We start from the raw sequence: 26,442 nt of genomic DNA on the forward strand, positions 1-26,442 counted from the left end.
CACCGCTGGTCGTCAGAGGTCCTGCGGCGGCGGTGCGGCGGCCTCGGCTCCTTCTCGGACACCCAGGATCAGCACGCTCGCGCTCACCACCAGCACCATGCCGAGCAGTTTGACGGCGGACAAGTGCTGCCCGAGCACGATGAGCCCGGCGAGGGCCGCGACAGCGGGTTCCAGCGACAGCAGGATGCCGAAGACGTGGGGGGCGATGCGCCGCAGCGCGATCATCTCCAGCGAATAGGGCAGCACCGAGGACAACACCGCGATGCCGGCGCCCTTGAGCAGTGCCTCGCCACCCACGAGGCGGGTGCCCGCTTCGAACGCACCGAACGGCAGCACGACGACGGCCGCGAGGGCCATCGCGATCGCCAGCCCGTCCAACCCGGCGAAGTGTTGGCCGGTACGCCGCGAGGTCAGGATGTATGCCGCCCAGCACGCGCCCGCGGACAGCGCCAGCAGGATGCCGACGCCGTCCAGCTGGTGCAGTGGGGTGCTGACGGCACCCGAGACGAGCACCACACCGCAGGCCGCCAGGGCCACCGCGGCCACGTCCCGCAGATGACGCGACAGCACCGCCGACAGGACCAGCGGGCCGACGAATTCGATGGTCACGGCGACGCCGATCGGCAGTCGTTGCAGTGACCCGTAGAAGCACCAGTTCATGGCCCCGAGCGCCGCGGCGTACGACGCCACCGCCGTCCAGTCGGCCCGACTGCGACGGCGCACCGACGGCCGCGTCCAGGCGAGCACGACCAGCGCGGCGAGCGCCAGCCGCAGCGCGACCGACCCCGGCACGCCGACCAACGGCAACAACGTCGCGGCCAGGGCGCCGCCGAACTGCACCGAGACGATGCCGCCCAGCACGAGCAGCGGCGCGGGAACCGGTCCCGCGCCGCGTCTGCCCTCGGTCATGCTCGACCAGCGTGCTGTCTCATTGCAGGTCGCGGATCCGCCCGACGCAGGTCAGCGTCTGTCGCCGCTCGTCGGGCATGTCCTCCTCGACGACCGCCTGGCCGGTGGTGGGGGAGTGCAGGACGCGGCCGGGGTCGGTGACGATGCCGACGTGGTGGATCGCCTTGCCCGGGTGGGCGAAGAAGTAGAGATCGCCGGGTCGTGCGTCGGCGATCTCGACGTCCTCGCAGGCGCGGTACTGGTCACCGGCGTCCCGTGGGAAGAGGACGCCGAGCCGGCGCAGGCTGTAGTGCACCAGGCCGGAGCAGTCCAATCCGTTCGGGGAGATGCCGCCCCACAGGTACGGCAGCCCGATGTGGGCGCGAGCCTCGGCGAGGAATGCGTCGACCGTCGGCGCCGCGTCCGTGGCCGGCAGATCCTGCGGCGCCGCCTCGACCGGTCGCAGGTGCGCGGTGCGGACATAGCCGGGATAGCCGGCGGCGTTGCCGTCATACGGCTGCCAGGGCGAGACCACCTTGGTCCACCCGTCCGTGTCGGTGGAGTCGACGATCACCGGTTCCCCTTCGAGCAGCTCCGAGTCGAAGCGGTCGTAGAGCCCGAGCCGTCCGTCCTCCAGCGTCGTACCGTCCATCGCCGCCAGCCACTGGGCGTGGTCCGGCCGGTCTGCCAGCAGGGGGCCGTCGATGGGACGGGGAGAGTCCGGGGTGGTCCAGAGTCCGGTGATGTCCACGTTCACAATTGCCAGCTGTGCGGCATCCGTGTCATTTCTCACCATGCCATCAAACACGCTGGGGCCGGTTCGCGCATTCACCACCCGCGAGATCGCCACTCTGTGAGATGCGGGCGCTCCGTGGCCAGCGTGGTGTCGTCGCCGTGGCCGGGGTAGACCCAGGTGTTGTCGTCGTACCGGCCGAAGAGTCGCTCCTCGACGTCGTCGATGAGCTGCGGGAAGGACTGGTAGTCATAGTGATTCGTCGCGCCGACGCCACCGGGGAAGAGCGAGTCGCCGGTGAACAGATGCGTCGTCCCGTCGGTGTCCCGCAGCGCCAGGGCGATCGAGCCCGGCGTGTGCCCGCGCAAGCCGACCACGTCGAAGCGCAGCTCGCCGACCCGGACGACGTCCCCGTCCTGCAGGCGCCGGTCCACGGCGACCGGCAGGTCGTCGGCGTCGTCCGCCCCGGCGAGCAACTGCGCTCCGGTCTCGCGTGCGGCCTCGGCGAGTGCGCGCACGTGGTCGTGATGGCGATGGGTCGTGGCGAGGTGGGTGACCTTGCCTCCGTCGGCCGTGATCATCGCGCTGATCGCCGGCCAGTCGTCCGCGGCGTCGATCAGCAGGGCATCGCCGGTCGCCGTGTCGGTGATCAGGTAGACGTTGTTGTGCATGTCCGAGACGCTGATCTTGCCGATGCGGGCGATGCCGGCGTCACGGGTCGCCGGGGCGTCGCCCGGTGCCACCTGTCCGTCGTAGCTCATCCATCTCTCCTGTCCGCGGTCGCTGGATTCGGGGTTGTCAGTGGTGCCACCTAGCATTGTCCCCGTGCCAACGCCTCCGTCATCCACCATGCCAGCAGAACGGGGTCACGATCACCTTCGCGTGCGTGGTGCCCGGGAGCACAACCTGCAGAACGTCTCGATCGACATCCCGCGTGACTCGCTCGTGGTCTTCACCGGCCTCTCCGGATCGGGCAAGTCCTCGCTGGCGTTCGACACCATCTTCGCCGAGGGACAGCGCAGGTATGTCGAGAGCCTGTCGGCATACGCCCGCCAGTTCCTGGGCCAGATGGACAAGCCCGACGTCGATTTCATCGAGGGACTGTCGCCGGCCGTCTCGATCGATCAGAAGTCGACCAACCGCAACCCGCGGTCGACGGTCGGCACGATCACCGAGGTCTACGACTACCTGCGTCTGCTGTTCGCGCGGGCCGGTCGCCCGCACTGCCCGGTCTGCGGTGAGCCGGTCGGTCGGCAGACCCCGCAACAGATCGTCGACCAGCTGCTCGCCCTGCCCGACCGCACCCGCTACCAGGTGCTGGCGCCGGTGGTCCGCTCCCGCAAGGGCGAATACCTCGAGCTGTTCGCCGAGTTGCAGGCCAAGGGCTACTCGCGTGCCCGCGTCGACGGCGAGATCGTCACCCTGGCCGAGCCGCCCAAGCTGGCCAAGCAGAAGAAGCACACCATCGAGGTCGTCGTCGACCGGCTGGTCGCCAAGGCGGGTGACACCTCCGGCAAGCAGCGCCTGACCGACTCGGTCGAGACGGCGCTCGGACTCGCCGGCGGTGTGCTGCTGATCGACATGGTCGACCTCGACCCCGACGACCCGCAGCGCGAGCGGCGCTTCTCCGAGAAGATGGCCTGCCCCAACGAGCACCCCTTGTCGATGGACGAGATCGAGCCGCGCTCGTTCTCGTTCAACAGCCCGTTCGGCGCGTGCCCGACGTGCACCGGCATCGGGACCGAGCTCGAGGTCGACGTCGACCTGGTCATCCCCGATCAGGACAAGTCGATCCGGGAGGGTGCGATCCTGCCGTGGGCGCAGGGCGCCCAGTCCTCGGACTACTTCCTGCGGGTCATCGGTGCGCTCGCCGAGGAGCAGAAGTTCTCCCTCGACATGCCGTGGCGGGCCCTGCCGGAGCGCGCCAAGGAGTCGTTGCTGCACGGTAAGAACCACAAGGTGCACGTCAAGTACCGCAACCGCTACGGGCGCGAGCGCAGCTACTCGACCGGGTTCGAGGGCGTCATACCGTTCGTCAAACGACGCCACGAGGAGACCGAGTCGGACTGGAGCCGCGACCGCTACGAGGGTTACATGCGGGAGGTGCCCTGCCCGGCCTGCCGCGGGGCGCGGCTGAAGCCGGAGTCACTCGCCGTGACGATCGGCGGCCGGTCCATCGCCGAGGTGTGTGCGCTGCCGATCTCCGAATCCGCCGGCTTCCTCGACTCGGTCGACTTCACCCCGCGGGAGCGGCAGATCGCCGAGCGGGTGATCCGCGAGGTCGACGCGCGGCTGGGCTTCCTGCTCGACGTCGGCCTCGACTACCTGTCCCTCGACCGGCCGGCCGCGACGCTGTCCGGCGGTGAGGCACAGCGCATCCGGTTGGCGACCCAGATCGGCTCCGGCCTGGTCGGCGTGCTCTACGTGCTCGACGAGCCCTCCATCGGGTTGCACCAGCGGGACAACCACCGCCTCATCGAGACGCTGACCCGGCTGCGGGACCTCGGCAACACGCTGATCGTGGTCGAGCACGACGAGGACACCATCGCGACCGCCGACTGGGTCGTCGACATCGGCCCGGGCGCGGGGGAGCACGGCGGCAAGGTCGTGCACTCCGGCACGGTGCAGGAGTTGCTCGAGCAGCCCGACTCCATCACCGGGGCCTACCTGTCCGGTCGCCGCGAGATCCTCACCCCGGCGATCCGCCGACCGCAGGACGGCCGGGAGATCGTGGTCCGTGGCGCGCGCGAGCACAACCTGCAGGACGTCGACGTCGCCATACCGCTGGGCAACCTGGTGGCGGTCACCGGCGTGTCCGGGTCCGGCAAGTCGACCCTGGTCAACTCGATCCTCTACAACGTGCTCGCCAATCAGCTCAACGGTGCCCGGCACGTTCCCGGACGGCACCGCACAGTCGAGGGCCTCGATCAGCTCGACAAGGTCGTGCACGTCGACCAGAGCCCGATCGGCCGCACGCCTCGCAGCAATCCGGCCACCTACACCGGGGTCTTCGACAATGTCCGCAAGCTGTTCGCCGAGACGACCGAGGCGAAGGTGCGTGGCTACCAGCCGGGCCGCTTCTCGTTCAACGTCAAAGGCGGACGATGTGAGGCCTGCAGCGGTGACGGCACGCTGAAGATCGAGATGAACTTCCTGCCGGACGTCTATGTCCCGTGCGAGGTGTGCCACGGCGCGCGTTACAACCGTGAGACGCTCGAGGTCCACTTCAAGGGCAAGACGATCGCCGACGTGCTCGACATGCCGATCGAGGAGGCCAAGGACTTCTTCGCGGCGGTGCCGGCCATCGCCCGACACATGAACACCCTGGTCGACGTGGGCCTGGGCTATGTGCGGCTCGGGCAGCCGGCGCCGACGCTGTCCGGTGGCGAGGCACAGCGGGTCAAGCTGGCCGCCGAGCTGCAGAAGCGCTCGACCGGCCGGACGATCTATGTGCTCGACGAGCCGACGACGGGGCTGCACTTCGAGGACATCCGCAAGCTGCTCGGCGTGCTGCAGGGGCTGGTCGACAAGGGCAACACCGTCATCGTGATCGAGCACAACCTCGACGTGATCAAGTCGGCCGACTGGATCATCGACATGGGCCCGGAGGGCGGCCACCGCGGCGGCACGGTCGTGGCGACCGGCACCCCCGAGGACGTCGCGGCGGTGCCGGAGAGCTACACCGGTCGATACCTGGGACCGCTGCTGGCCAAGTCGACGCGAGCCGAGCGACCGTCGCAGACCCTCGCAGCGGCGAAGAAGTCCGGCACGACCACCAGCGCCACCGGCCGGGCGGCGGCCAAGAAGTCGACAGCCGGCAAGCGGGCGGCATCCGGGAAGGCGGGTGGGAAGGCGGCGGCCCAGGCAGCCAAGACGTCGTCTCGCAAGCGCACGGCTGCCGCGGTGTCGAAACCGGCGAAGCCGGCCGCGACGGCGAAGGCCACCCGCAGCAAGCCGGCCAAGCGAGCTGCCGGTTCGTCATAGCAGACACCCAGTCGCCCCCCACGAAGCCCAGTACGAGGACCGGGGTGCAGCGGCCGGCTGGCGACGGCGGTGACCGACGTCACGGCGTCTGCTTTGATCACACAGCAAGTCCATAGGTGGTGGTCACCCGTTGACCATTCAATGAATGCATGCTGGTGGCCATGACTGATCGAGACCAGGGCACCTCCGCGAAGACCTCGAGTGGCGCTGACCGGCGCACCGTGCTGCGTTCGGCCGGCGCCGCAGGAGGTGCGGTCGCCGCAGCGGCCGCACTCGCCGCCTGTGGAGGCTCCTCCGGCTCTTCCGGCGGTGCCGCACCTGCGAGTGCCTCCGGCGCTGCGTCGTCCGCCGGTGGTGGTTCCTCCGCAGCCGGGGGAGCCGGTGCGGGCAAGGGGGTCGCCGCCTCGAAGGTGCCGGTCGGCAGCGGCATCATCGACAACGACCTGCAGGTCGTGGTGACCCAGCCGACGAAGGGCGAGTTCAAGGCATTCAGCTATATCTGCACCCACCAGGGTTGTCCGGTGACCCAGATCAGTGGCGACACGATCATCTGCCCCTGCCACGGCAGCGAGTTCAGCACCAAGGACGGTTCGGTCAAGCAGGGCCCGGCGACCACGCCGCTCACGCCCAAGACGGCCACTCTCAAGGGCACCCAGGTCGTCGTCGGCTGAGGTCGGTCGGCCCGGGTCCGGCGCATTCGTGAGTCTTCTCCTGCGGCCGCTCCCGAACGCCGGGCTGTCGCTGCCACTTCCTAGACTGGACTCGTGGCTGATCCGTCGACCTACCGCCCGAAGCCGGGGGAGATCCCGGTCGACCCCGGGGTCTACAAGTTCCGCGACAAGGACGGCCGGGTCATCTACGTCGGCAAGGCGAAATCGCTGCGCAGCCGGCTGTCCTCCTACTTCCAGGACATCGCGGCACTGCACCCACGCACCCGCACCATGGTCACCACCGGGGCGAGCGTGGAGTGGACCGTGGTGCGCAACGAGGTCGAGGCCCTGCAGCTCGAATACTCCTGGATCAAGGAGTTCGATCCGCGGTTCAACGTCAAATACCGCGACGACAAGTCCTACCCCTACCTCGCGGTCACGATGGGCGAGGAGTTCCCGCGCGCCCAGGTGATGCGCGGCACCAAACGCAAGGGCACCCGCTACTTCGGCCCCTATGCCCACGCGTGGGCCATCCGCGAGACGCTGGATCAACTGCTGCGGGTCTTCCCGTTGCGCACCTGCAGCAGCGGTGTGTTCAAACGTGCCGGGCAGGTCGGCCGGCCGTGTCTGCTGGGTTACATCGACAAGTGTTCGGCACCGTGCGTCAGCCGGGTGACGGCCGAGGAGCACCGGGAGATCGCCGAGGAGTTCTGCGATTTCATGGCCGGCAACACCGGCCGGTTCGTCAAGCGCCTCGAACGCGAAATGCGCGCTGCCAGCGCGGAACTCGACTTCGAGGCCGCGGCGCGGCGGCGCGACGACATCGCCGCCCTGGAGAAGGCGCTCGAACGCTCCGCCGTCGTCCTGCCGGACGCCACCGACGCGGACGTCTTCGGTATCGAGGACGACGAGCTGGAGGCCGCCGTCCAGGTGTTCCATGTGCGCGGCGGGCGGATCAGGGGTCAGCGCGGCTGGGTCGTCGACAAACAGTCCGAGGGCGACCTCGGCCTGGCCGAGGTCGTCGAACGACTGCTCGGCCAGGTGTATGGCGGCGAATCACCCGAGGGCGTCCCGCGGGAGGTCCTCGTCCCTGCGCTGCCTCCGGAGCCCGAGGCGATGGCCGATCTGCTGACGGAGATACGCGGTGCCCGGGTCGAGCTGCGCGTGCCGCAGCGCGGCGACAAACGCACGTTGATGGAGACGGTCAACCGCAACGCCAAGCAGGCGCTCGGCCGGCACAAGGTCGCCCGGGCCGGTGACCTGACCGCGCGCGGCCAGGCGCTGCAGGACCTGCAGGATGCTCTCGAGCTGCAGCAGGCGCCGCTGCGCATCGAGTGCTTCGACGTGAGCCACGTTCAGGGCACCAACGTCGTGGCCTCGATGGTCGTCTTCGAGGACGGCCTGCCACGCAAGGGCGAATACCGCCGCTTCATCGTGCGCGGCACCCCGCAGCCGGACGGTTCGGTCCGGCTGGACGACACCGCGGCGATGGACGAGATCCTCACCCGGCGGTTCCGGCACTACCTCGACGATCGCGACAGCGCGGGCGACATCGAGTTGGACGACACGGACGGTGGCGACGACAGCGACGCCGACGACAGCGACGCCGACGACAGCGGCGGCACCGACTCGGCGGCCCCGAGCCGAGGCCCGGTCGACGAGACCACCGGCAGACCGCGGAGATTCGCCTACCCGCCGCAGCTCGTCGTCGTCGACGGCGGCAAACCACAGGTCGATGCCGCGTCCCGCGCCCTCGAGGCACTGGGCATCGACGACGTCGCGGTCGTGGGCCTGGCCAAGCGGCTCGAGGAGGTCTGGCTGCCCGACGACGACTTCCCGGTGATCCTGCCGCGCACCAGCGATGGCCTCTACCTGCTGCAGCGCGTCCGCGACGAAGCGCACCGTTTCGCCATCACCTTCCACCGGCAGCGCCGGTCCAAGGCGATGACCCGCTCGGTGCTGGACGACATACCCGGGCTGGGCGCCGTACGCCGCAAGGCACTGCTGCGGGAATTCGGCTCGGTCAAGAGACTGCGCGCCGCCAGCGTCGAACAGATCGAAGCAGTCAAAGGCATCGGACCCGCGCTCGCCGCTACGGTGCACTCACAGCTGCGAGAGGATGACGCCACCAGCACCCCGGCGGTCAATCTGACGACCGGTGAGGTGCTCGATCCGCCGCCCGATGCACCCGACCCGCCCGATGCACCCGACCCGCTCGATCACACGCTCGATCACACGCTCGATGACCCGCTCGACGAGAAGGAGACGACCCGATGACCGAGGTGGAGCAGGCCCCGGACCAGGCGCCGGAGCTCATCGTTGTCACCGGCATGAGCGGCGCCGGCCGCACCACGGCGGCCAATGTGCTGGAGGACCGCGGCTGGTATGTCATCGACAACCTGCCGCCGCAACTGTTGGTCGCGATGGCGGACCTGCTGGCCAAGCAGGGCGCCGACCACCACGAGGGCATGCCCAAACTGGCCGCCGTCGTCGACGTGCGATCGCGGGAGTTCTTCACCGACTTCCGGGAGGGCCTGGACCATCTGCGTGACGAGGGCTGGCGCCCGACGGTCATCTTCATGGACGCCACCGACGAAGCACTGGTCCGGCGCTTCGAGTCGGTGCGCCGTCCGCACCCGTTGCAGGACGAAGGACGGCTGCTGGACGGCATACAGCAGGAGCGCGAAGCGCTGCGCGACCTGCGCGCCACCGCCGACATCCTGATCGACACCAGCGGCCTCAACGTCCACCAGCTCAGCAGCAAGGTGCGCGAGTTCGTCGGTGGCGACGAGGGCCCGGCGCTGCGCATCGCGGTCATGTCGTTCGGCTTCAAGTACGGCATCCCGCTGGACGCCGATCTCGTCTTCGACATGCGCTTCCTGCCCAACCCGTTCTGGAATCCTCAGTTGCGCCCGCACACCGGGCAGGAGTCGATCGTCGCGGACTACGTGCTGGCCCAGCCCGGTGCCAAGGAGTTCCTCGACCGCACCCTCAGCCTGCTGGAGCCGATGACGGCCGGTTACCTGCGCGAGGGGCGCAGCTACGTGACGCTCGCCGTGGGATGCACCGGCGGCAAGCATCGTTCGGTGGCCATGGCCGAGGCACTGGCCGATCGGCTCGACTCCCGCGACGTGAAATCACTGGTCGTGCACCGCGACCTGGGGCGCGAGTAATGGGGCGTCCGGCCGTCGCCGCACTCGGCGGCGGCCACGGGCTCTTCGCGTCCCTACAAGCGCTGCAACTGGTCACCGACAAGATCACTGCCATCGTCACCGTCGCGGACGACGGTGGCTCCAGCGGACGCCTGCGCGAGGAGTTCGACATCCTGCCACCCGGCGACCTGCGAATGGCGCTGGCGGCGCTGTGCGACAACTCCGAATGGGGGCTGCAGTGGGCCGACGCCCTGCAGCACCGGTTCGCGGGCGGCGGACCGCTGGGCGGGCATGCCCTGGGCAACCTGATCATCGCCTCCCTGTGGGACCTGCTGGGTGACCCGATCGCGGGCCTCGACCTGGTGGGCCGGCTGCTCGGTGCCCGCGGCCGGGTCCTGCCGATGGCGGCCGAGCCGCTGCGGATCGAGGCGAGTGTGCTCGGTGCCGACCCCGACGCCCCGGACGCGGTGACCGACATCCTCGGACAGGTGGAGGTCGCCACGACGCCCGGACGGGTGCTCGGTGTGCGACTCAACCCGGACCCGCCGCTGGCCTGCCAGGAGGCTGTCGACGCGGTCTACGACGCCGACTGGGTGATCCTCGGCCCGGGTTCGTGGTTCACCTCCGTGATGCCCCATCTGCTCGTGCCGGATCTGCGCGAGGCACTGGTGCACACGACGGCCAAGCGGATGCTCACGCTCAACATGGTGATGAACACCGGCGAGACCATCGGTTTCAGTGCGTCCGACCACCTCGAGGTACTCGCTGCGCACGCGCCGGAGCTGCATCTCGACGTGGTGCTGGCCGACCCGTCCGTCGTCGCGGACGACGGCGATCAGCTACGGTCCACCGCTCAATCGCTTGGCGCGGAAGTGGTTTTCGCCGATGTGGCCGACGCGGACCAACCAGGCGCACACGACACGCTCCGGTTGGCGGCGGCCTATCGTGATGTGGTGGAGTGACTGCCCCGTGTCGCGATGACACGTAGCATGAGGAAACCCCACGAAGTTCTCCGCTCTCACCTCGCTGCGACACTTCGCGGGGACCGCGGAAACGCACCGCCGGAAGATCTGAGGAACTGAAACGACATGTCGATGACCGCAGCCGTCAAGGACGAACTCAGCAGACATGTGGTCACCAAAACCTGCTGCCGCAAGGCGGAGATCTCGGCCATGTTGCGGTTCGCCGGCGGACTACACATCATCGGCGGCCGGATCGTCATCGAAGCCGAGCTCGACACTGCGGCCGCTGCACGTCGGCTGCGTCAGGCGATCGCGGACCTCTACAGCCAGACACCTCAGGTGTTGGTGATGAGCGGCGGCGGACTGCGGCGCGGCAGTCGTTACATCGTGCGGGTCGCACAGGACGGCGAGGCGCTCGCCCGGCAGACGGGACTCATCGACCATCGCGGCCGACCGGTCCGCGGGCTGCCGCCCCGGGTGGTCAACGGCGCGGTGTGCGACTCCGAGGCCGCTTGGCGTGGCGCGTTCCTGGCGCACGGGTCACTGACCGAGCCGGGTCGCTCGTCCTCGCTGGAGGTCACCTGCCCCGGGCAGGAAGCCGCTCTCGCGCTCGTCGGCGCGGCACGGCGGCTGGGCGTGCAGTCCAAGGCGCGAGATGTGCGCGGAGTAGACCGGGTCGTCATACGTGACGGTGACGCCATCGGCGTGATGCTGACCCGTCTCGGCGCCACGGACGCGTTCATGGCCTGGGAAGAGCGTCGGATGCGTCGCGAGGTGCGCGCCACCGCCAACCGGCTGGCCAACTTCGACGACGCCAACCTGCGTCGTTCCGTGGAGGCAGCTGTCGCGGCCGGCACCCGGGTCGGACGAGCGCTGGAGATCCTCGCCGACGAAGTGCCCGACCATCTCGCCGAGGCGGGGCGCCTGCGGTTGGAACACAAGGAGGCCAGCCTCGAGGAGCTGGGCCAGAAGGCCGACCCGCCGATGACCAAGGACGCGGTGGCCGGCCGCATCCGTCGCCTGCTCGCGATGGCCGACAAGCGTGCGGCGGAGCTCGGCATACCCACCACCGAGGCCGCGCTGGCTGCCGACATGCTCGATCAGTAGGGACCGTACGGCGAGACCCGTTCCGGCGGCCGGGCGCCATCACATAGGGTCGGTGGTGTCGATCCGGTGGGTGCCGGCTCCGGCACCGCCTCAGACGCACATCACCTGACGAACAGAAAGGGATGAGTCGCCCGTGACCGTCCGCGTGGGAATCAATGGCTTCGGCCGCATCGGCCGCAACTTCTTCCGGGCGGTTGTCGCGTCCGGTGCCGACATCGAGATCGTCGGCGTCAACGACCTGACCGACAACGCCTCCCTGGCCCGCCTGTTGAAGTACGACTCGATCCTGGGCCGATTCCCGGGCGACGTCAGCTCCACCGACACCGACATCACCGCCGGCGACACGACGTTCAAGGCGTTCGCCGAGCGCGACCCCGCCCAGCTGCCCTGGGGTGACCTCGGCGCCGACATCGTGGTGGAGTCCACCGGCATCTTCACCGACGCGGAGAAGGCCAAGGTGCACGTCGAGGGCGGCGCCCAGAAGGTCATCATCTCGGCACCCGCCAAGAACGAGGACATCACGATCGTGATGGGCGTCAACGACGGCGACTACGACGCCACGAAGCACACGATCATCTCGAACGCCTCGTGCACCACCAACTGCCTCGGTCCGATGGCCAAGGTCCTCCACGACGAGTTCGGCATCGTCAAGGGCCTGATGACCACCATCCACGCCTACACCCAGGACCAGAACCTCCAGGACGGACCGCACAAGGACCCGCGTCGCGCCCGCGCCGCAGCGATCAACATCGTCCCCACGTCCACCGGCGCGGCCAAGGCCATCGGCCTGGTCCTGCCGGAGCTCAAGGGCAAGCTCGACGGTTACGCCCTGCGGGTGCCGACCCCGACCGGCTCGGCCACCGACCTGACCTTCGAAGCAAGCCGCGAGACGACGGCCGAAGAGGTCAACGCCGCGGTGCGGCAGGCTGCGGACGGCAGGATCCTGCGCTACACCGAGGACCCGATCGTCTCCTCGGACATCGTCACCGATCCGGCGTCCTGCATCTTCGACTCCGGCCTGACCAAGGTCATCGGAAACCAGGTCAAGGTCGTCGGCTGGTACGACAACGAGTGGGGCTACTCCAACCGCCTCGCCGACCTCGTGCAGCTCGTCGGCGCGAGCCTCTGAGCACCATGCGCACGATCGATGACCTGGGCAGCCTCGCCGGCAAGACGGTGCTGGTCCGCAGCGACCTCAACGTCCCGCTGAACGACGCGGGGGAGGTCACCGACGACGGGCGGATCCGTGCGTCCGCGCCGACGATCAAGCGGCTCGCCGACGCGGGCGCCCGGGTGGTCGTGTGCGCACACCTGGGCCGCCCGAAGGGCGTGCCCGACCCGAGGTTCTCCTTGCGCCCGGTCGCCGACCGGTTGTCCCAACTGCTCGGATTTCCCGTGCTTTTCGCCACCGACACGGTCGGCGAGTCCGCCGATGCCACCGTCGACAAGCTGCACAAGGGCGAGGTGGCGCTGTTGGAGAACCTGCGCTTCAACGCGGGGGAGACCAGCAAGGACGACGCGGAGCGCGGCGCGTTCGCCGACCAGCTCAGCCACCTCGCCGACGCCTACGTCTCCGACGGCTTCGGTGTGGTGCACCGCAAGCAGGCCAGCGTCTACGACATCGCCGAACGATTGCCGCATGCGGCCGGCGGGCTCGTCGAAGCCGAGGTCGACGTGCTGCACCGGCTCACCGAGTCGCCGCAGCGCCCGTATGCCGTGGTGCTCGGAGGCGCCAAGGTCAGCGACAAGCTGGGCGTCATCGAGAACCTGCTCGGCAAGGCCGATCTGCTGGTCATCGGCGGTGGCATGGTCTTCACCTTCCTCGCGGCGCAGGGCCACCAGGTCGGCACGAGCCTGCTGGAGCAGGACCAGGTCGACCGGGTGAAGGGCTACCTCGCCGATGCCGAGAAACGCGGCGTGCAGATCGTGCTGCCGACCGATGTCGTGGCAGCCACCGGGTTCTCCGCCGACGCCGACCACGAGATCGTCCCGGCCGACGGGATCCCGGCTGACCGGATGGGACTCGACATCGGACCCGAGTCGGCGAGGGCCTTCGCCGACGCCGTCCGCGGCGCGAGCACCGTCTTCTGGAACGGTCCGATGGGCGCCTTCGAGATGAGCCCGTATGCCGATGGCACCAAGGTCGTCGCACAGGCCCTGGTCGACGCAACCCGCGACGGCGCGCTGACCGTGGTCGGCGGCGGCGACTCGGCCGCGGCGGTGCGTCAGCTGGGCTTCGCCGATGACGACTTCGGTCACATCTCCACGGGCGGCGGCGCGAGTTTGGAGTTCCTGGAGGGCAAGGCCCTGCCCGGCTTGAATGCGTTGGAGGACTGAGCAGTGGCTGACACGAAGGACGCTCCGGCCGGCCGTGTCCCGCTCATCGCGGGCAACTGGAAGATGAACCTGGACCACCAGCGGGCCACCGTGGTGGTGCAGAAGCTGGACTGGACGCTGAAGGACAAGCGGCACGACCACGATGAGACCGAGGTCGCGGTCATTCCGCCGTTCACCGATCTGCGATCGGTGCAGACCCTCATCGACGGCGACCGGTTGAAGCTCCAGCTGGGTGCGCAGGACCTCTCGCCGTACGACGCCGGCGCCTACACCGGAGACATCTCCGGGGAGTTCCTGGCCAAGCTGGGCTGCACCTACGTGATCGTCGGGCACAGTGAGCGCCGGACGATCCACCACGAGAACGACGAGACGGTCAATGCGAAGGTGAAAGCGGCCCTGCGGCACGAGCTGACGCCGATCCTGTGCGTCGGAGAACCGATCGAGGTGCGCAAGGAGGGGCGCCAGGTCGAGCACATCGTCGCCCAGCTGACCGCCGCCCTCGAGGGGATCGCCGCGGCGGACGTCGCCACGCTGGTGGTGGCCTACGAACCGATCTGGGCCATCGGCACCGGTGAGGTGGCCACCCCGGACGACGCGCAGGAGGCGTGCGCCGCGCTGCGCCACACCGTCGCCGAGCTACACAGTCGGGATGTCGCCGATCAGGTGCGGTTCCTCTACGGCGGGTCCGTCAAGTCCGGCAACGTCGCCTCGATCATGGCGCGCGACGACGTCGACGGCGCACTGGTCGGCGGAGCATCACTCGATCCGGCCGAGTTCGCCGCGATCTGCCGGTTCAAGGCGCACCAGGGCACCATCGCGGGCTGAGCCGACCGGTGCGGCGTGTAATCTTGTCCGAGGCGCTCCCGAGTGCCACTTCAGTTCTCTCGACGTGAAGGTGAGACTCCAGCGTGGACGGCATGCGCATCGCACTCCAGGCGGTCGTGGTCATCAGCGGATTGTTCCTGGTGCTGCTGATCCTGATGCACAAGGGCAAGGGCGGGGGACTGTCCGACATGTTCGGTGGCGGTGTCAGCAGCAGCCTGGGTGGCTCGTCGATCGCGGAGCGCAACCTCAACCGGTTGACGATCATCGCCAGCATCATCTGGCTGGCGGCGATCGTCGGTCTCGGCCTGGTCGCGCGCTTCCAGTAAGCCATCTCGACCATCATCTTTTCGACCAACCCCAGTTCGACGCTGTCAAGGAGCAATCGTGGCCGGTGGCAATGCAATTCGAGGTAGTCGCGTCGGTGCCGGCCCGATGGGTGAGGCAGAGCGCGGCGAGGCGGCACCGAGGGTGGTCGTCTCCTACTGGTGCTCCAACGGCCACGAGACCCGCCCGAGCTTCGCGCAGGAGCCGGGCCTGGCCGTTCCCGACACGTGGGACTGCCCGCGGTGCGGGTTCCCGGCCGGCCAGGACCAGGCCAACCCGCCCGCGCCGCCGCGCGCCGAGCCCTACAAGACCCACCTCGCCTACGTGAAGGAGCGACGCTCCGACGAGGAGGGTGCGGTCATCCTGGACGAAGCATTGGACACCCTGCGCCAACGCGGCCTCATCCGCTAGCCGGTCAACGACCGGCCGCTTGCAGGTCGGCGATGCTGATCTTGCGCATCGCCAGCAGAGCCTGCACCGCCACCGGACCGGTCAGCAGCTCGTGCAGCTGCGCCGGTAGGATCTGCCAGCTCAGGCCGTACTTGTCCTTGCACCAACCGCACTGTTCGGCGTCGGGCACTGCGGACAGTGCCGCCCAGTAGTGATCGATCTCCGTTTGGTCCGCACACGCGACGGTGAACGAGATCGATTCGTTGAACGTGAACGCCGGGCCGCCATCGAGGCAGACGAAGTCCATGCCGTTCAGGGTGAACCGGCCGTTGATCACCTTGCCCGCCATACCCGCGAAGTGCTCGTCCAGCGACTCGTCCGGGTAGCGGTCGATCCCGTCGATGCGCGAGTCCGGGAAGAGGTCGACGTAGAAGTGCATCGCCTCCTCGGCGTTGTCGTGGAACCAGAGGCACGGCCTGACCACCCCGCGAAGTTCTCCCCCGCTCCGCTCCTCCGATACTTCGCGGGGACCCCGGTCCTCGTCCCCGTGCTCTCGCGAGGCCCTCACGGCACGACTCCCTCGCTCAGCAGGGCATCGAGTTTGGCGTAGCCGTCGTTGATGCCCACCTCCATGCCGCTGGCCAGCCAGCCGTCGCGGGCCTCGAAGGAGTCGACCAGCGACCGGGCGTGCAGCCGAGTGCGTCCGTCGCCGAGGTCCTCGAAGGTCAGCGTCTCCAGCGAGACTCCGTCGGGCATGGCTTCCCAGGTGAATGTCTGCACGATGCGGGTGTCGCTGACCTCGTGGAAGCAGCCGTGGAAGCAAAACTCCTCACCGTTGTGCTCGTTGACGAAGCGCCAGTTGCCGCCGGTACGGGCGTCCCAGTAGTCGATCCGGGTCGAGATGCCGTTCGGCCCGACCCAGCGCGCGTAGAGGTCGGGGTCGGTGTGTGCCCGGAGCACCTGCGCCGGCGTCGCCTGGAAGTCTCGGGTCGTATGGATGACCGGGACCTCGTCGTCCGCCTCGATGACTGCTTCGGAGAAGGTGGTCGTGTTCATGATGCATTACCTCTCGTGACGGGTTGGTCGCGGTCGTTCATCTCGTCGAGCAGCGCGTCCAGCCGCTGGTAGCGCTGCTCCGCCCGGCGCTGATAGCGCTCGATCCATCTGGTCATCAGGTCGAAGACCTCTGCCTCCAAGTGGACCGGCCGCCGTTGCGCGTCCTTGGTGCGGGTGACCAGTCCGGCGCCCTCGAGGACCTTCAGGTGCTTGGACACGGCCTGCACGGACACGTCGTACGGCGCCGCCAGCTCGCCGACCGTGGCGTCGGCCTCGGTCAGTCGGGCGACCATGTCGCGCCGCGTCGGGTCGGCCAACGCTGCGAAGACCTGGGAGAGCTGATCCATCGTCGTCCTGCCTCTCGTGCTCAACCGGAAGGTTGAATACTTCGAGTGTGACGACGACCATGGTCGTTGTCAACCAATCGGTTGAAACCAGTCGTCATATTCGGTGGCGCCGGCGGCGTGCAGCCCGCTACTGTGCGGACATGCGGCGCATTCGGCGATTTCGGTGCCCTCGACCGGCGTTCGGTCGTGGGTCCGCTCGCATGCGCAGCTGAGGTCCGCGGCACCGGTCGAGGGGACACCGTCACCCGATACGACCGACGAGCAAGGACCTTCGATGACTTCCTACCTGAGCAGTGCCGAACTGCGCGCGGCGCTCGACCTGCGCGATCTGACCGATCCGGACTGCGGACCGCATGCCCTGCAACTGATGAGCGATGACATCATCCGGGCGGTCACCGCGCTCGGTGCCGGGCCGGTGCGCAGCGTACGGCAGAGCCCGCTGGTGTCGATCGCCGGGAACTACGATGCACTGGGTTACGACCGGTCGGATGTGACTCGGAATGAACGGTATTCGCGTTACGTGAGTCCGACGGTGATGCTGCGCAGTCACACCAGCGCGATGCTCCCGCCGACGTTGGCCTCGCACGATGGCACCAGCGACGTGGTGTATGCCGCCGCCGGACTCGCCTACCGCCGCGACGCGATCGACCGGACGCACACGGGCGAACCACATCAGCTGGACCTGTGGCGGGTGACGAGCGAACGCCCGCGGACAGTCGAGGACGTGGTGGAGCAGTTGAGCACTGTGGCGCGGGCGGTGCTGCCCGGTTGCCGGTGGCGGGTGACCGCCTCCCACCACAGCTACACCCTCGACGGACGCCAGCTGGACGTCTGGGACGCAGCGCGGGGGGAGTGGCTCGAACTCGCCGAGGGTGGGCTGATCGCACCCTGGCTGCTCGACGTGGTCGGGCTGCCGTCGGCCCGCTGGACGGGCGTGGCCGCCGGCCTCGGCCTTGATCGTGCCCTCATGCTGCGCAAGCGGATTCCGGACATCCGGTTGTTGCGGGCAACGGATCCGCGAGTGGCGGCGCAGATGCTGGACCTATCGCTGTACCGACCCGTTTCGCTCATGCCACCGGCGCGTCGGGATCTGTCGGTCGTGTCCTCCTGGGGCATCGATGAGGAAGTGCTGGGCGATCGGGTGCGGTCTGCACTCGGTGACCGTGCTGCCGATCTGGAGGCGGTCGAACTGCTGGCGGTGACGACGTACGACGATCTGCCGCAGGGCGCACGGGTCCGGCTCGGGCTGCACGCGGGACAGGTCAATGCGCTGGTGCGGCTCACGTTGCGCGCGATCGGCCGGACGCTGACTGCTGCAGAGGCCAATCGGCTGCGCGACACCGTCTACCTCGCCATCCACGAGGGGCCGGTGCGCGAGTTGATCGGCTGAACGGTGGAACCGCGCGCCGCGCGCTGGCGTCACGTCTGCATCCACACACCCGCCGCCCGACCTCGAGGGGACCTCATGAGCAGCAACGATCCTTATTCCACCCCGCAGTACGGGCAACAGCCGTACGGCGGCCTTCCGGCCCACGGCGCCCCGATGCCGTCGACTTCGTACCAGGTGAGCAGTTACGGACCGCCCCTGGCCAACTGGGGCCAGCGGGTCGGGGCGTATCTCATCGACGCGCTGGTGTTGCTTCCGGCATACGTGCTGTTCGTCGTCGCGGTCATCATCATCGGCAGTTCGACGAGCACGACCACCGAGTGTGACACTTCCGGCTTCTGCCAGACGGTGACCACCGGCTCTCCGTCACCGTGGGGATTCATTCTCACCATCCTCGGCTTCCTGGCTGTCGTGGCGCTGCAGATCTGGAACCGCTGGGTCAAGGGCGGCAAGGGACAGTCGATCGGCAAGAAGGCACTGGGCATCTCGCTGATCAGCGAGACGACAGGTCGGCCGATCGGCACCGGGATGGCGTTCGTGCGCGACCTCGCACACTTCCTGGACGGCATCGCCTGCTACATCGGTTACCTGTGGCCGTTGTGGGACAACAAGCGGCAGACGTTCTCGGACAAGGTGATGAGCACGCTGGTCGTCCAGGGCCCCCCGCCGGGTGAGAAGCACTGAGCTCGCGCGTCGACGGCGATCGTGCGCGGCACGCCGGGCATATCCCGCAGGCCGGGCGTGCCGACTCGTGTTACAGAGGGACCATGCAGGTGAATCGCTGGTCCGGGTCCGCACCTCGGCGCGTTCTCGCGGTCATCGCCGCGGTCGCGGCCATCGCGGTGGTGGTGGCCGGCGTCGTCGTCGGCCGGTCGGTGCATGAGGCATCACCAGGCACCGACGCGTTCTACGAGGCGCCGGCCTCCGTGCCCGCCCGACCCGGCCGGATCGTGCGCAGTCAGCCGTTCGCACAGGGTGTCCCGGAGACGGCGCGTGCCTGGCGCATCCTCTACACCACGACGCGCGGTGACGGCGAACCCGCCTTGGGCAGCGCCATCGTCCTGGTCGGCAAGGACGCGCCACCCGGTCCTCGCCCGGTCGTCGCCTGGGCGCACGGCACCTCGGGTTACGACCGGTCCTGCGCACCCAGCCTGATGTCCCAACCGTTCGGTACGGGCATCCGGCAGGAGCTGGATCAGCTCGTGCGCAAGCACTGGCTGCTGGTGGCGCCGGACTACATCGGGATGGGGACGGCGGGCCCGCAGCCCTATCTCATCGGCCAGGGCGAAGGGCGGGCGATGCTCGACGCGGTCCGCGCGACACGCCGTTTCCGTGCCGTGTCGGCGTCGGACCGGACGGTGGTCTGGGGGCATTCACAAGGCGGGGGTGCGGCACTGTGGACCGGTCAGATCCAGCCGGCCTACGCACCCGATGTGCCGCTGGCGGGTGTGGCCGCCGTCTCACCCACGAGCGATATGCCGGCGATCACCCGTCGGCTCAACGGCCTGCGGGGCGGCACACTGCTGGTGTCCTACGTGCTCACCGCGTATGCCGCGGCATACCCGGACGTCCGCCTGCAGGACTATGTCACCCCGGCAGCGGGCGACCTGGTCGACGAGCTGGCCGGGCTGTGCAACTCCGCCGCCGTGCCGGTGGTGCTGGACGCGGCCGACCGAGGGCTGGTGCCCCCGTTGCTCACCAGGTCGCCGGACGACGGGGCGCTGGGGAGGAGACTGCGGCAGAACACTCCGACCGGCGTCGGCAAGATCCCGCTGCTCATCGCCCAGGGCGGCGCGGACCCGCTGATCCTGGCCAGCATGCAGCGTGACTATGCGCGGTCGTTGTGCGCGCACGGTCAGCGGCTGGACTACCGGGAGTATCCCGGACGCAACCACAGCGATGTCCTGCGCGGCAGCGCCCCGCTGCTGGGCCAGCTCATCAGCTGGACCGAGGACCGGCTGGCCGGTCGGCCGGCGACCGGCAACTGCGCCGAGCTGACCGCCAGGACTCACTCCCGGTAGTTCTCCACCACGTCCGCCGGACGTTCGACCGCTTCGGCGGGATCCTGGTCGAACTCCCGTCGCGCCTGCCGCTGCCGCAGCAGGTCCCACAGCCGGTCCAACTGGACCTCTGCCTCGCGCAGTTGCGCATGCTCCTGCGGCGCGGTGATCTCGCCCGTGCTCAGCTTGCGGCGCAGCTCGTGCTCGGACGCGATGAGTTCGCTGATGTGGTCGTGGATCGCCTGGTCATCCATGCCCTTCATGGTGGCACTCCTCGTCGGGGCGGGACCACCCGAGGAGTCAGCCGGCGGGGCTCAGCTTCGCGGCCGCAGCGTCGTCGAGCCACCAGATGGTCTGCAGCCGACCGTGCACGCCGGCCGCCGGCACGTCCCAGCGGTCGGCGCCGGCGGCGTGAGCGGCAGCGACGGCGTCCGCCTTCTCCGCGCCGGCGACCAGGAGCCACACCTGCCGACTGCGGTTCAGGCACTCGAAGGTGAGCGACACCCGGTCCGGCGGCGGCTTCGGCGACTCGTGGACGGCGACGGCGATGGCGTCGTCGGCCCGCTGACCCGGGTGGTGCGGGAACAACGAGGCCACGTGACCGTCGGGACCCATGCCCAGCATCACCACGTCGAAGACGCCATCTCCCGGCTTCGGCGCGCGCAGCGCGTCGGAGTATGCCGCGGCACTCTCTTCGGCCGAGGCGACCCGGTCCGGGCCGGACACGCGGTGGACGTTCTCCTCCGGCACGGGCAACGCATCGAGTGCCGCACGGTCCGCCTCCACGTCGTTGCGGTCGGGGTCACCGGACGCTACGAACCGCTCGTCACCCCACCAGAAGTGAACCTTGGACCAGTCGATGCCCTGTGCCGCCGGCAGCGAACGCAGTGCGAGACCACCCATGGAGCCGCCGGTCAGCACGATGTGTGCGACGCCTCGATCACGTTGTGCAGCAATGATTTCGGTGATCAGCCGCTCTGAGATGGCCCGGCCGAGTTCGTCCTTGCCCGCCCGTCGCTCGATCGTCATCGTCCACTCTCCTCGCCATTGCAGCTACCCGACCGACGCAGCACGCGTCTTCCGGCGGTTCGGCACGTCGGTCACCAAAGGAAGCCCCTTGACCAGCGCCTCGCGATAGACCTCGTCGCCGCCCAGCCGACTGAGCTCCTCCGCGAGCGACTCGGCCGTGCCGGGCCGGGCCAGATCGAGCTGTCGCTCCGGCTGCTCCGGTTGGGTGAGCGTGCCTATCGCCCGATCCGGACGGACCAGTTCGATGGGTCCGGAAGCGCGCTCCATCCGCACGTTGACCAGGCCGGTGCCGGGTTCGGAGCGTGCGCGGCGGACCGGGCACTTCAGCCGGACGGCGAGCCATCCGGCCAGCAGGTCGGTGCTGGCCGAATCGGACGCACCCGTCACCGTGACCGACCGCACCGCTTCGTACGGCGGCAGGTCCAGTGCAGTGGCAAGGAGTCCGCGCCACCGGGTGGTGCGCGACCAGGCCATGTCGGTGTCGCCGTCGGCATACTCGGCGCGCCTGCGCTGCAAGGCCTTTCGCGGGTCTTTGGCCTGCGATGCGTCGGTGATGCGACGACTCGCCAGCTTGCCGATGGGTGAGGACGCGACGTCCTGCGCACCTCCCGGCCACCACGCGACGATCGGGGTGTCGGCGGCCAACAACGGGGTCACCACACTCGCGCCGTGCTTGGTGAGCTCGCCGTGCAGGCGCAGCAGGATGATCTCGCTGCCACCCGCGTCGGCGCCCACCCGCACCTGCGCGTCGAGCCGGCTGGCTCCCCGTGCGCTGCACCTGACCAGCGCGATGATGCGGCTCGGATGCTGCCGGCTGGCGTGGATGGCGGCCTCGATCGCGTCATCGGCCTCCGCCTCGTTCACCACGATGATCAACGTCATCACCCGGCCGAGGGCCATCGCTCCGGACTCGGCGCGCAGGCGCACCAGCTGTTTGCTGATCTCCTTGGTCGTCGTCCCGGTCAGGTCGGCGATCACGGCAGCCTCCACTCACGTCCGTCACGGGCCAGCAACTCGTCCGCGCTGTGCGGTCCCCACGTGCCCGATTCGTACCCCTCGGGCGCGCCCTTGCGGGCCCAGAAGCGCTCGACCGGATCGAGAATCCGCCAGGACAGCTCGACCTCCTCGTGCCGCGGGAAGAGCGGTGGCTCGCCCAGCAGAACATCGAGGATGAGGCGTTCGTAGGCCTCCGGGCTCGACTCGGTGAACGCGCTGCCGTAGCCGAAATCCATGGTCACGTCACGCACTTCCATCGCACCGGCGCCCGGCACCTTGGACCCGAACCCGATGGTCGTGCCCTCGTCGGGCTGCACCCGGATGACGATGGCGTTCTGGCCGAGTTCCTCGGTCGCCGTGTCGTCGAACGGCAGGTGCGGCGCGCGCTTGAAGATCACCGCGATCTCGGTGACCCGCTTGCCGAGGCGCTTGCCGGTGCGCAGGTAGAACGGCACGCCCGCCCACCGGCGCGTGTGCACGTCCAGGCGGAGCGCGGCATACGTCTCGGTCGTCGACCTCGGGTCGATGCCGTCCTCGGACAGGTAGCCGATGACCTTCTCGCTGCCCTGCCAGCCGGCGGTGTACTGCCCGCGCGCGGTGGCGGTGGCCAGGTCCTTCGGCAGCCGGACGGCGGCGAGCACCTTCTCCTTCTCGGCGCGCAACTCGTCGGCGCCGAAGGAGTTCGGTTGCTCCATCGCGGTGAGTGCGAGCAACTGCAGCAGGTGGTTCTGTATGACGTCACGGGCTGCTCCGATGCCGTCGTAATAGCCGGCGCGGCCGGCGATGCCGATGTCCTCGGCCATGGTGATCTGCACGTGATCGACGTAGTTGGCGTTCCAGACCGGCTCGAACAGCTGGTTGGCGAACCGCAACGCCAACAGGTTCTGGACCGTCTCCTTGCCCAGGTAGTGGTCGATCCGGAAGATCGCGTCGGCGGGGAACACCCGCTCGAGGGTCGCGTTGAGGTCCCGGGCGCTGGCCAAGTCGTGGCCGAACGGCTTCTCGATCACCACGCGGCTCCACGAGCCGTTCGCCGGCCGGGCCAGACCGGACCGGTCGAGCTGGGCGCAGACCGTCTCGAACGCTCCGGGCGGAATCGACAGGTAGAACGCCGTGTTGCCGTCCGTGCCCCGCTCCTCGTCGAGCGAGCCCAAGGTCCGTGCGAGCTGGTCGAAACCCGCGTCGTCGTCGAAACTGCCTGGCACGAAACGCAATCCGTCGGCGAGGTTGCGCCATACCTCCTCGCGGAACGGTGTGCGAGCACCGGCTTCGACGGCCTCGCGCACCACGGAGGCGAATGTGTCGTCGTCCCAGTCACGCCGGGCGAAACCGACGAGTGCGAAGCCCGGCGGCAGCAAACCACGGTTGGTCAGGTCGTAGATCGCCGGGAGCAACTTGTTGCGGGCCAGATCGCCGGTCACGCCGAACATCACCAGCGCGCAGGGACCGGCGATCTGGGGGAGCCGACGGTCGTCGGCCTGCCGCAACGGGTTCACTCCGCGCGCGACACGCGCGGGGCTCATACTGTGGTGACCTCCGCGATGGCGTGCTGCAGCTGGGCCAGGCCCGCCTCGTGATCGGTCAGGTTGAGCCGCAGGACCGGACGACCGTGCTCGGCCAGCACCTTGGCGTCACCGCCGGACTGAGAGTCGATGAAGTCACCGAAGGTGAAGTCCCGCCCGGGGATGGCCAGGTCCTGCGTCGCCGCAGTGGTGATCTGCAGGAAGATGCCGTCCGCCGGGCCACCCTTGTGGTACTGCCCGGTGGAATGCAGGAACCGCGGCCCGAAACCGAACGTCACCGGCCGGTTCAGCTTGCGCGCCAACGGAATGCGCACGTCCGCCAGGGACTGGTCGGCGATCCGGTCGACATACGCCATGACCGCGAGGTAGCCGGTGTCGGGCAGCTGCGCGAAGAGCGCACGGAGCGCGTCCGCGACCGACGTCGCGTCACCGAGGAAGTCCGGCCCGGCGCTGCGGACCTCGATCGCACCATCGGTGTATGCCGGAGCCGCCACCGAGCCGGTGCCGGCGCCGAGCAGTTCCCGTGCGGCGGCCTTGGCGCTCTCCACGTCCGGCTGGTCGAACGGGTTGATCCCGATCAGCCGGCCGGCCGTCGCCACGGCAGCTTCCCACAGCAGCATGGCGCCGCCGAGCGAGCCGCCGACGTCGACCGTTGCGTCACCGGCGGCTGGCGACTCGGCCCCGTCGTCGGTGGCGACCAGCCGCACGTACAACTCGTCGGCCAGCTGCTCGGTGGCGGGGGAGTCGCCGACCACGACGGGCAGCAGTCCCTTGCCGTTCTTGCCGGTGCTCTCGGCGATCAACTGCTCGGCCCAGTCGCCGAATCCGACGGCCGGAGTGCCGGCGTCGATCAGCACGATCTTGTCGCGCAACGGCTGGGTGCCGCCCAATGCCGCGCCGAGACGCAGCCCGGGGTTGCCCTCGTCGTCGGAGGCGAGGATGTCGGTGACGGACTCCGCCTCGTCCAGCAGCCGGCCGATGTCCGCGCCGGCCAGGCCACTGGGGACCAGGCCGAACGCGGTCAGCGCCGAGTACCGGCCGCCGACGCCGGGGTCGGCGTTGAAGACGGTGTAACCGGCGCCGCGCGCTTGCTCGTCCAGTGGGCTGCCGGGGTCGGTCACGACGACGATGCGCTCGGCGGGGTCGATGCCGGCGTCCTGGAACGCCTTCTCGTAGGCGCGACGCTGCGAGTCGGTCTCGACCGTCGAGCCGGACTTCGACGACACCACGACCACCGTCTGCTCGAGGCGGTCCTGCAGCGCGGCACGGACCATGTCCGGTTGTGAAGAGTCCAGGACGGTCAGCGGCACGCCGTCGGACGCGCAGATGACCTCCGGCGCCAGCGACGACCCGCCCATACCGCAGAGGACGACGTGGTCGATGCCCTTGCCGGCGAGGGTGTCGCGCAACTGCTCGATGTCGGCCACCAGAGGCCGCGAGGAGCTGGCCAGACCGACCCAGGACAGGCGTTTGCCCGCCTCGGACTCGGCATCCGGTCCCCACAGCGTCGCGTCCTGGGCGAACAGTTTGCCGGCGAAGCCGTCGGCCACCAACTGCGGGACGTGCGCAGCGATCGCGTCCGCGGCGGCGCCGACGGCCGTGATCGCGAGACCGGAGTTGCTCACCGGTTCACTCACAGCGTCGCCCCCGCCTTCTCCAGCTCGCTCTTGACCGAGCCGAGCAGCTCGTCCCACGACTTGTCGAACTTCTGCACGCCCTCGGTCTCCAGGACCTCGACGACCTCGGCGTAGGAGACGCCGGCCTTGTCCAGTGCGTCGAGCACGGCGGCGGCGTCCGCGTAGTTGCCGGTCACCTGGTCACCTGCCAGCTCGGCGTGGTCGGCGACGGCGTCGAGCGTCTTGGGAGGCATGGTGTTGACGGTGTCCTTCACCGCGAGGTCCACGACATACATGGTGTCGGGGTATGCCGGGTTCTTCACTCCGGTCGAGGCCCACAGCGGACGCTGGGTGTGCGCGCCCTCGTCGGCCAGCGACTTCCAGCGCGGGGTGCTGAAGACCTCTTCGTAGGCCTGGTAGGCCAGCCGCGCGTTGGCGACACCGGCCTTGCCCTTGAGCGCCTTGGCTTCGTCCGAGCCGATGGCGTCCAGCCGCTTGTCGACCTCGGTGTCGACACGCGAGACGAAGAAGGACGCGACCGAACGGATCGTGGACAGGTCCTTGCCGGCCTGCTTGGCCTGCTCGAGGCCGGCCAGGAAGGCGTTCATCACGCCGCGGTAGCGCTCCAGCGAGAAGATGAGGGTGACATTGACGCTGATGCCCTCGGCGAGGGCCGCAGTGATCGCCGGTAGGCCCTCGACCGTCGCCGGGATCTTGATCATGGCGTTGGGCTGGTCGACCTTGGCCCACAGCTCCTTGGCCATCGTGATCGTGCCGTCGGTGTCGCGCGCCAGACGCGGGTCCACCTCGATCGACACCCGGCCATCCTGGCCGCCCGTCGCGTCGTAGATCGGGCGCAGCACGTCACATGCGTCGTGGACGTCACGGGTGGTGATCTCGAAGACCGCCTCGTCGATCCCCGTCACGCCCTTGGCCAGCTCGGCGACCTGGTCGTTGTAGGCGCTGCCGTCGGAGAGCGCGGTCGCGAAGATCGTCGGGTTGGTGGTGACGCCGACGACGTTCTTGTCGTCCGCCAGCTTCTGCAGGTCACCGCTGCTGATCAGCGGGCGGCTCAGGTCGTCCAGCCAGATCGAGACGCCGAGGTCGCTCAGTGCCTGCGTGTTGTTGTTTGCCAT

At 69.1% G+C, this 26,442-nt stretch carries 26 protein-coding genes; 14 read left to right on the plus strand and 12 right to left on the minus strand.

The annotated features are described in order from the left end of the window. Positions 1–12: 12 nt before the first annotated feature. From ACYVBN_RS16725 to ACYVBN_RS16735, 3 genes are read right to left on the minus strand one after another with little or no spacing between them, the layout of a single operon-like run. The gene (locus ACYVBN_RS16725; protein ID WP_460601496.1) at positions 13–909 is read right to left on the minus strand and encodes an EamA family transporter; all 897 of its coding nucleotides are present in this window, start codon (positions 907–909) and stop codon (positions 13–15) included. Positions 910–928: 19 nt separating this feature from the next. Further along, positions 929–1,681, minus strand: a complete 753-nt coding sequence (locus ACYVBN_RS16730; RefSeq protein ID WP_460601497.1) for a C40 family peptidase — start codon at positions 1,679–1,681, stop codon at positions 929–931. A 35-nt stretch (positions 1,682–1,716) separates the two neighbouring features. Next, entirely contained in the window at positions 1,717–2,382 is a 666-nt protein-coding gene (locus tag ACYVBN_RS16735; protein WP_460601498.1) for an MBL fold metallo-hydrolase, read from the minus strand. Between the two features lie 88 nt (positions 2,383–2,470). On the opposite strand from ACYVBN_RS16735, the gene uvrA reads away from it, so the two are divergent. The 11 genes from uvrA (at position 2,471) to ACYVBN_RS16790 (ending at position 15,373) form a co-directional block, all read left to right on the plus strand. Then, positions 2,471–5,605, plus strand: coding sequence for an excinuclease ABC subunit UvrA (gene uvrA, locus ACYVBN_RS16740; RefSeq protein ID WP_460601499.1), 3,135 nt, complete (start codon positions 2,471–2,473; stop codon positions 5,603–5,605). Positions 5,606–5,766: 161 nt separating this feature from the next. Further along, positions 5,767–6,276 carry a Rieske (2Fe-2S) protein gene (locus ACYVBN_RS16745; protein WP_460601500.1) on the plus strand — a complete coding sequence of 170 codons (510 nt, stop codon included), beginning with the start codon at positions 5,767–5,769 and terminating at the stop codon, positions 6,274–6,276. 93 nt (positions 6,277–6,369) lie between these two features. Further along, positions 6,370–8,532, plus strand: coding sequence for an excinuclease ABC subunit UvrC (gene uvrC, locus ACYVBN_RS16750; RefSeq protein ID WP_460601501.1), 2,163 nt, complete (start codon positions 6,370–6,372; stop codon positions 8,530–8,532). After that, positions 8,529–9,428 (plus strand): RNase adapter RapZ, encoded by a 900-nt coding sequence (gene rapZ / locus ACYVBN_RS16755; RefSeq protein WP_440282883.1) that lies wholly within the window; start codon positions 8,529–8,531, stop codon positions 9,426–9,428. Before uvrC ends, rapZ begins: the two co-directional genes overlap by 4 nt. After that, positions 9,428–10,369: a gluconeogenesis factor YvcK family protein gene (locus tag ACYVBN_RS16760; protein WP_460601502.1), complete on the plus strand. Its 942-nt coding sequence runs from the start codon at positions 9,428–9,430 to the stop codon at positions 10,367–10,369. Before rapZ ends, ACYVBN_RS16760 begins: the two co-directional genes overlap by 1 nt. A gap of 126 nt (positions 10,370–10,495) precedes the next feature. Then, a complete protein-coding gene (gene whiA, locus ACYVBN_RS16765) occupies positions 10,496–11,476 on the plus strand; it encodes a DNA-binding protein WhiA (RefSeq protein ID WP_460601503.1) in 981 nt (326 codons plus the stop codon). A 133-nt stretch (positions 11,477–11,609) separates the two neighbouring features. Then, a complete protein-coding gene (gene gap, locus ACYVBN_RS16770) occupies positions 11,610–12,605 on the plus strand; it encodes a type I glyceraldehyde-3-phosphate dehydrogenase (RefSeq protein WP_440282885.1) in 996 nt (331 codons plus the stop codon). A gap of 5 nt (positions 12,606–12,610) precedes the next feature. Then, positions 12,611–13,813, plus strand: coding sequence for a phosphoglycerate kinase (locus ACYVBN_RS16775; protein ID WP_460601504.1), 1,203 nt, complete (start codon positions 12,611–12,613; stop codon positions 13,811–13,813). Between the two features lie 3 nt (positions 13,814–13,816). Then, positions 13,817–14,638, plus strand: a complete 822-nt coding sequence (gene tpiA, locus ACYVBN_RS16780) for a triose-phosphate isomerase family protein (protein ID WP_460601505.1) — start codon at positions 13,817–13,819, stop codon at positions 14,636–14,638. Between the two features lie 83 nt (positions 14,639–14,721). Further along, positions 14,722–14,964: a preprotein translocase subunit SecG gene (gene secG / locus ACYVBN_RS16785; protein ID WP_440282888.1), complete on the plus strand. Its 243-nt coding sequence runs from the start codon at positions 14,722–14,724 to the stop codon at positions 14,962–14,964. 58 nt (positions 14,965–15,022) lie between these two features. Continuing rightward, positions 15,023–15,373, plus strand: coding sequence for an RNA polymerase-binding protein RbpA (locus tag ACYVBN_RS16790; RefSeq protein WP_440282889.1), 351 nt, complete (start codon positions 15,023–15,025; stop codon positions 15,371–15,373). Positions 15,374–15,377: 4 nt separating this feature from the next. Here the strand turns inward: ACYVBN_RS16790 and ACYVBN_RS16795 are convergent, their stop codons facing one another. From ACYVBN_RS16795 to ACYVBN_RS16805, 3 genes are all read right to left on the minus strand, one after another. Continuing rightward, a complete protein-coding gene (locus tag ACYVBN_RS16795) occupies positions 15,378–15,836 on the minus strand; it encodes a VOC family protein (protein WP_460601506.1) in 459 nt (152 codons plus the stop codon). A gap of 80 nt (positions 15,837–15,916) precedes the next feature. Continuing rightward, entirely contained in the window at positions 15,917–16,408 is a 492-nt protein-coding gene (locus tag ACYVBN_RS16800; RefSeq protein ID WP_460601507.1) for an SRPBCC family protein, read from the minus strand. Further along, positions 16,405–16,755: an ArsR/SmtB family transcription factor gene (locus ACYVBN_RS16805; protein WP_460601508.1), complete on the minus strand. Its 351-nt coding sequence runs from the start codon at positions 16,753–16,755 to the stop codon at positions 16,405–16,407. The genes ACYVBN_RS16800 and ACYVBN_RS16805 overlap by 4 nt, the downstream gene beginning before the upstream one ends. A gap of 274 nt (positions 16,756–17,029) precedes the next feature. Here ACYVBN_RS16805 and srmL point away from each other — a divergent pair, with 274 nt between their 5' ends. The 3 genes from srmL (at position 17,030) to ACYVBN_RS16820 (ending at position 20,163) form a co-directional block, all read left to right on the plus strand. After that, entirely contained in the window at positions 17,030–18,145 is a 1,116-nt protein-coding gene (srmL, locus tag ACYVBN_RS16810; protein ID WP_460601509.1) for a PheS-related mystery ligase SrmL, read from the plus strand. A 75-nt stretch (positions 18,146–18,220) separates the two neighbouring features. After that, positions 18,221–18,826, plus strand: coding sequence for an RDD family protein (locus tag ACYVBN_RS16815; RefSeq protein ID WP_440282894.1), 606 nt, complete (start codon positions 18,221–18,223; stop codon positions 18,824–18,826). Positions 18,827–18,909: 83 nt separating this feature from the next. After that, positions 18,910–20,163, plus strand: a complete 1,254-nt coding sequence (locus ACYVBN_RS16820) for an alpha/beta hydrolase family protein (protein ID WP_460601510.1) — start codon at positions 18,910–18,912, stop codon at positions 20,161–20,163. On the opposite strand, the gene ACYVBN_RS16825 is transcribed toward ACYVBN_RS16820, so the two are convergent. Genes ACYVBN_RS16825 through tal form a run of 6 tightly spaced genes read right to left on the minus strand, consistent with a single transcriptional unit; the run spans position 20,151 to position 26,442 of the window. Beyond that, entirely contained in the window at positions 20,151–20,405 is a 255-nt protein-coding gene (locus ACYVBN_RS16825) for a DUF2630 family protein (RefSeq protein WP_460601511.1), read from the minus strand. The two genes, ACYVBN_RS16820 and ACYVBN_RS16825, sit on opposite strands and share 13 nt — an antisense overlap. Positions 20,406–20,442: 37 nt before the next feature. Beyond that, entirely contained in the window at positions 20,443–21,171 is a 729-nt protein-coding gene (pgl, locus tag ACYVBN_RS16830) for a 6-phosphogluconolactonase (RefSeq protein WP_460601512.1), read from the minus strand. 24 nt (positions 21,172–21,195) lie between these two features. After that, positions 21,196–22,149 carry a glucose-6-phosphate dehydrogenase assembly protein OpcA gene (locus ACYVBN_RS16835; RefSeq protein WP_460601513.1) on the minus strand — a complete coding sequence of 318 codons (954 nt, stop codon included), beginning with the start codon at positions 22,147–22,149 and terminating at the stop codon, positions 21,196–21,198. Next, on the minus strand, positions 22,146–23,690 hold the full coding sequence (gene zwf, locus ACYVBN_RS16840; protein ID WP_460601514.1) for a glucose-6-phosphate dehydrogenase: 1,545 nt from the start codon (positions 23,688–23,690) through the stop codon (positions 22,146–22,148). Before zwf ends, ACYVBN_RS16835 begins: the two co-directional genes overlap by 4 nt. After that, positions 23,687–25,327 carry a glucose-6-phosphate isomerase gene (locus ACYVBN_RS16845; RefSeq protein ID WP_460601515.1) on the minus strand — a complete coding sequence of 547 codons (1,641 nt, stop codon included), beginning with the start codon at positions 25,325–25,327 and terminating at the stop codon, positions 23,687–23,689. The genes zwf and ACYVBN_RS16845 overlap by 4 nt, the downstream gene beginning before the upstream one ends. Further along, a complete protein-coding gene (gene tal, locus ACYVBN_RS16850; protein ID WP_460601516.1) occupies positions 25,324–26,442 on the minus strand; it encodes a transaldolase in 1,119 nt (372 codons plus the stop codon). The genes ACYVBN_RS16845 and tal overlap by 4 nt, the downstream gene beginning before the upstream one ends.

The organism is Flexivirga lutea (assembly GCF_054778955.1).

Bases quoted from the DNA above. Each gene is read 5' to 3' on its own strand.
- uvrA (WP_460601499.1), top strand. From the start codon at position 2,471: ATGCCAGCAGAACGGGGTCACGATCACCTTCGCGTGCGTGGTGCCCGG.
- srmL (WP_460601509.1), top strand. From the start codon at position 17,030: ATGACTTCCTACCTGAGCAGTGCCGAACTGCGCGCGGCGCTCGACCTG.
- ACYVBN_RS16745 (WP_460601500.1), top strand. From the start codon at position 5,767: ATGACTGATCGAGACCAGGGCACCTCCGCGAAGACCTCGAGTGGCGCT.
- ACYVBN_RS16760 (WP_460601502.1), top strand. From the start codon at position 9,428: ATGGGGCGTCCGGCCGTCGCCGCACTCGGCGGCGGCCACGGGCTCTTC.
- rapZ (WP_440282883.1), top strand. From the start codon at position 8,529: ATGACCGAGGTGGAGCAGGCCCCGGACCAGGCGCCGGAGCTCATCGTT.
- whiA (WP_460601503.1), top strand. From the start codon at position 10,496: ATGTCGATGACCGCAGCCGTCAAGGACGAACTCAGCAGACATGTGGTC.
- ACYVBN_RS16725 (WP_460601496.1), bottom strand. From the start codon at position 909: ATGACCGAGGGCAGACGCGGCGCGGGACCGGTTCCCGCGCCGCTGCTC.
- pgl (WP_460601512.1), bottom strand. From the start codon at position 21,171: ATGACGATCGAGCGACGGGCGGGCAAGGACGAACTCGGCCGGGCCATC.
- ACYVBN_RS16800 (WP_460601507.1), bottom strand. From the start codon at position 16,408: ATGAACACGACCACCTTCTCCGAAGCAGTCATCGAGGCGGACGACGAG.
- zwf (WP_460601514.1), bottom strand. From the start codon at position 23,690: ATGAGCCCCGCGCGTGTCGCGCGCGGAGTGAACCCGTTGCGGCAGGCC.
- tal (WP_460601516.1), bottom strand. From the start codon at position 26,442: ATGGCAAACAACAACACGCAGGCACTGAGCGACCTCGGCGTCTCGATC.
- ACYVBN_RS16805 (WP_460601508.1), bottom strand. From the start codon at position 16,755: ATGGATCAGCTCTCCCAGGTCTTCGCAGCGTTGGCCGACCCGACGCGG.
- ACYVBN_RS16815 (WP_440282894.1), top strand. From the start codon at position 18,221: ATGAGCAGCAACGATCCTTATTCCACCCCGCAGTACGGGCAACAGCCG.
- ACYVBN_RS16775 (WP_460601504.1), top strand. From the start codon at position 12,611: ATGCGCACGATCGATGACCTGGGCAGCCTCGCCGGCAAGACGGTGCTG.
- ACYVBN_RS16825 (WP_460601511.1), bottom strand. From the start codon at position 20,405: ATGAAGGGCATGGATGACCAGGCGATCCACGACCACATCAGCGAACTC.
- ACYVBN_RS16735 (WP_460601498.1), bottom strand. From the start codon at position 2,382: ATGAGCTACGACGGACAGGTGGCACCGGGCGACGCCCCGGCGACCCGT.
- ACYVBN_RS16820 (WP_460601510.1), top strand. From the start codon at position 18,910: ATGCAGGTGAATCGCTGGTCCGGGTCCGCACCTCGGCGCGTTCTCGCG.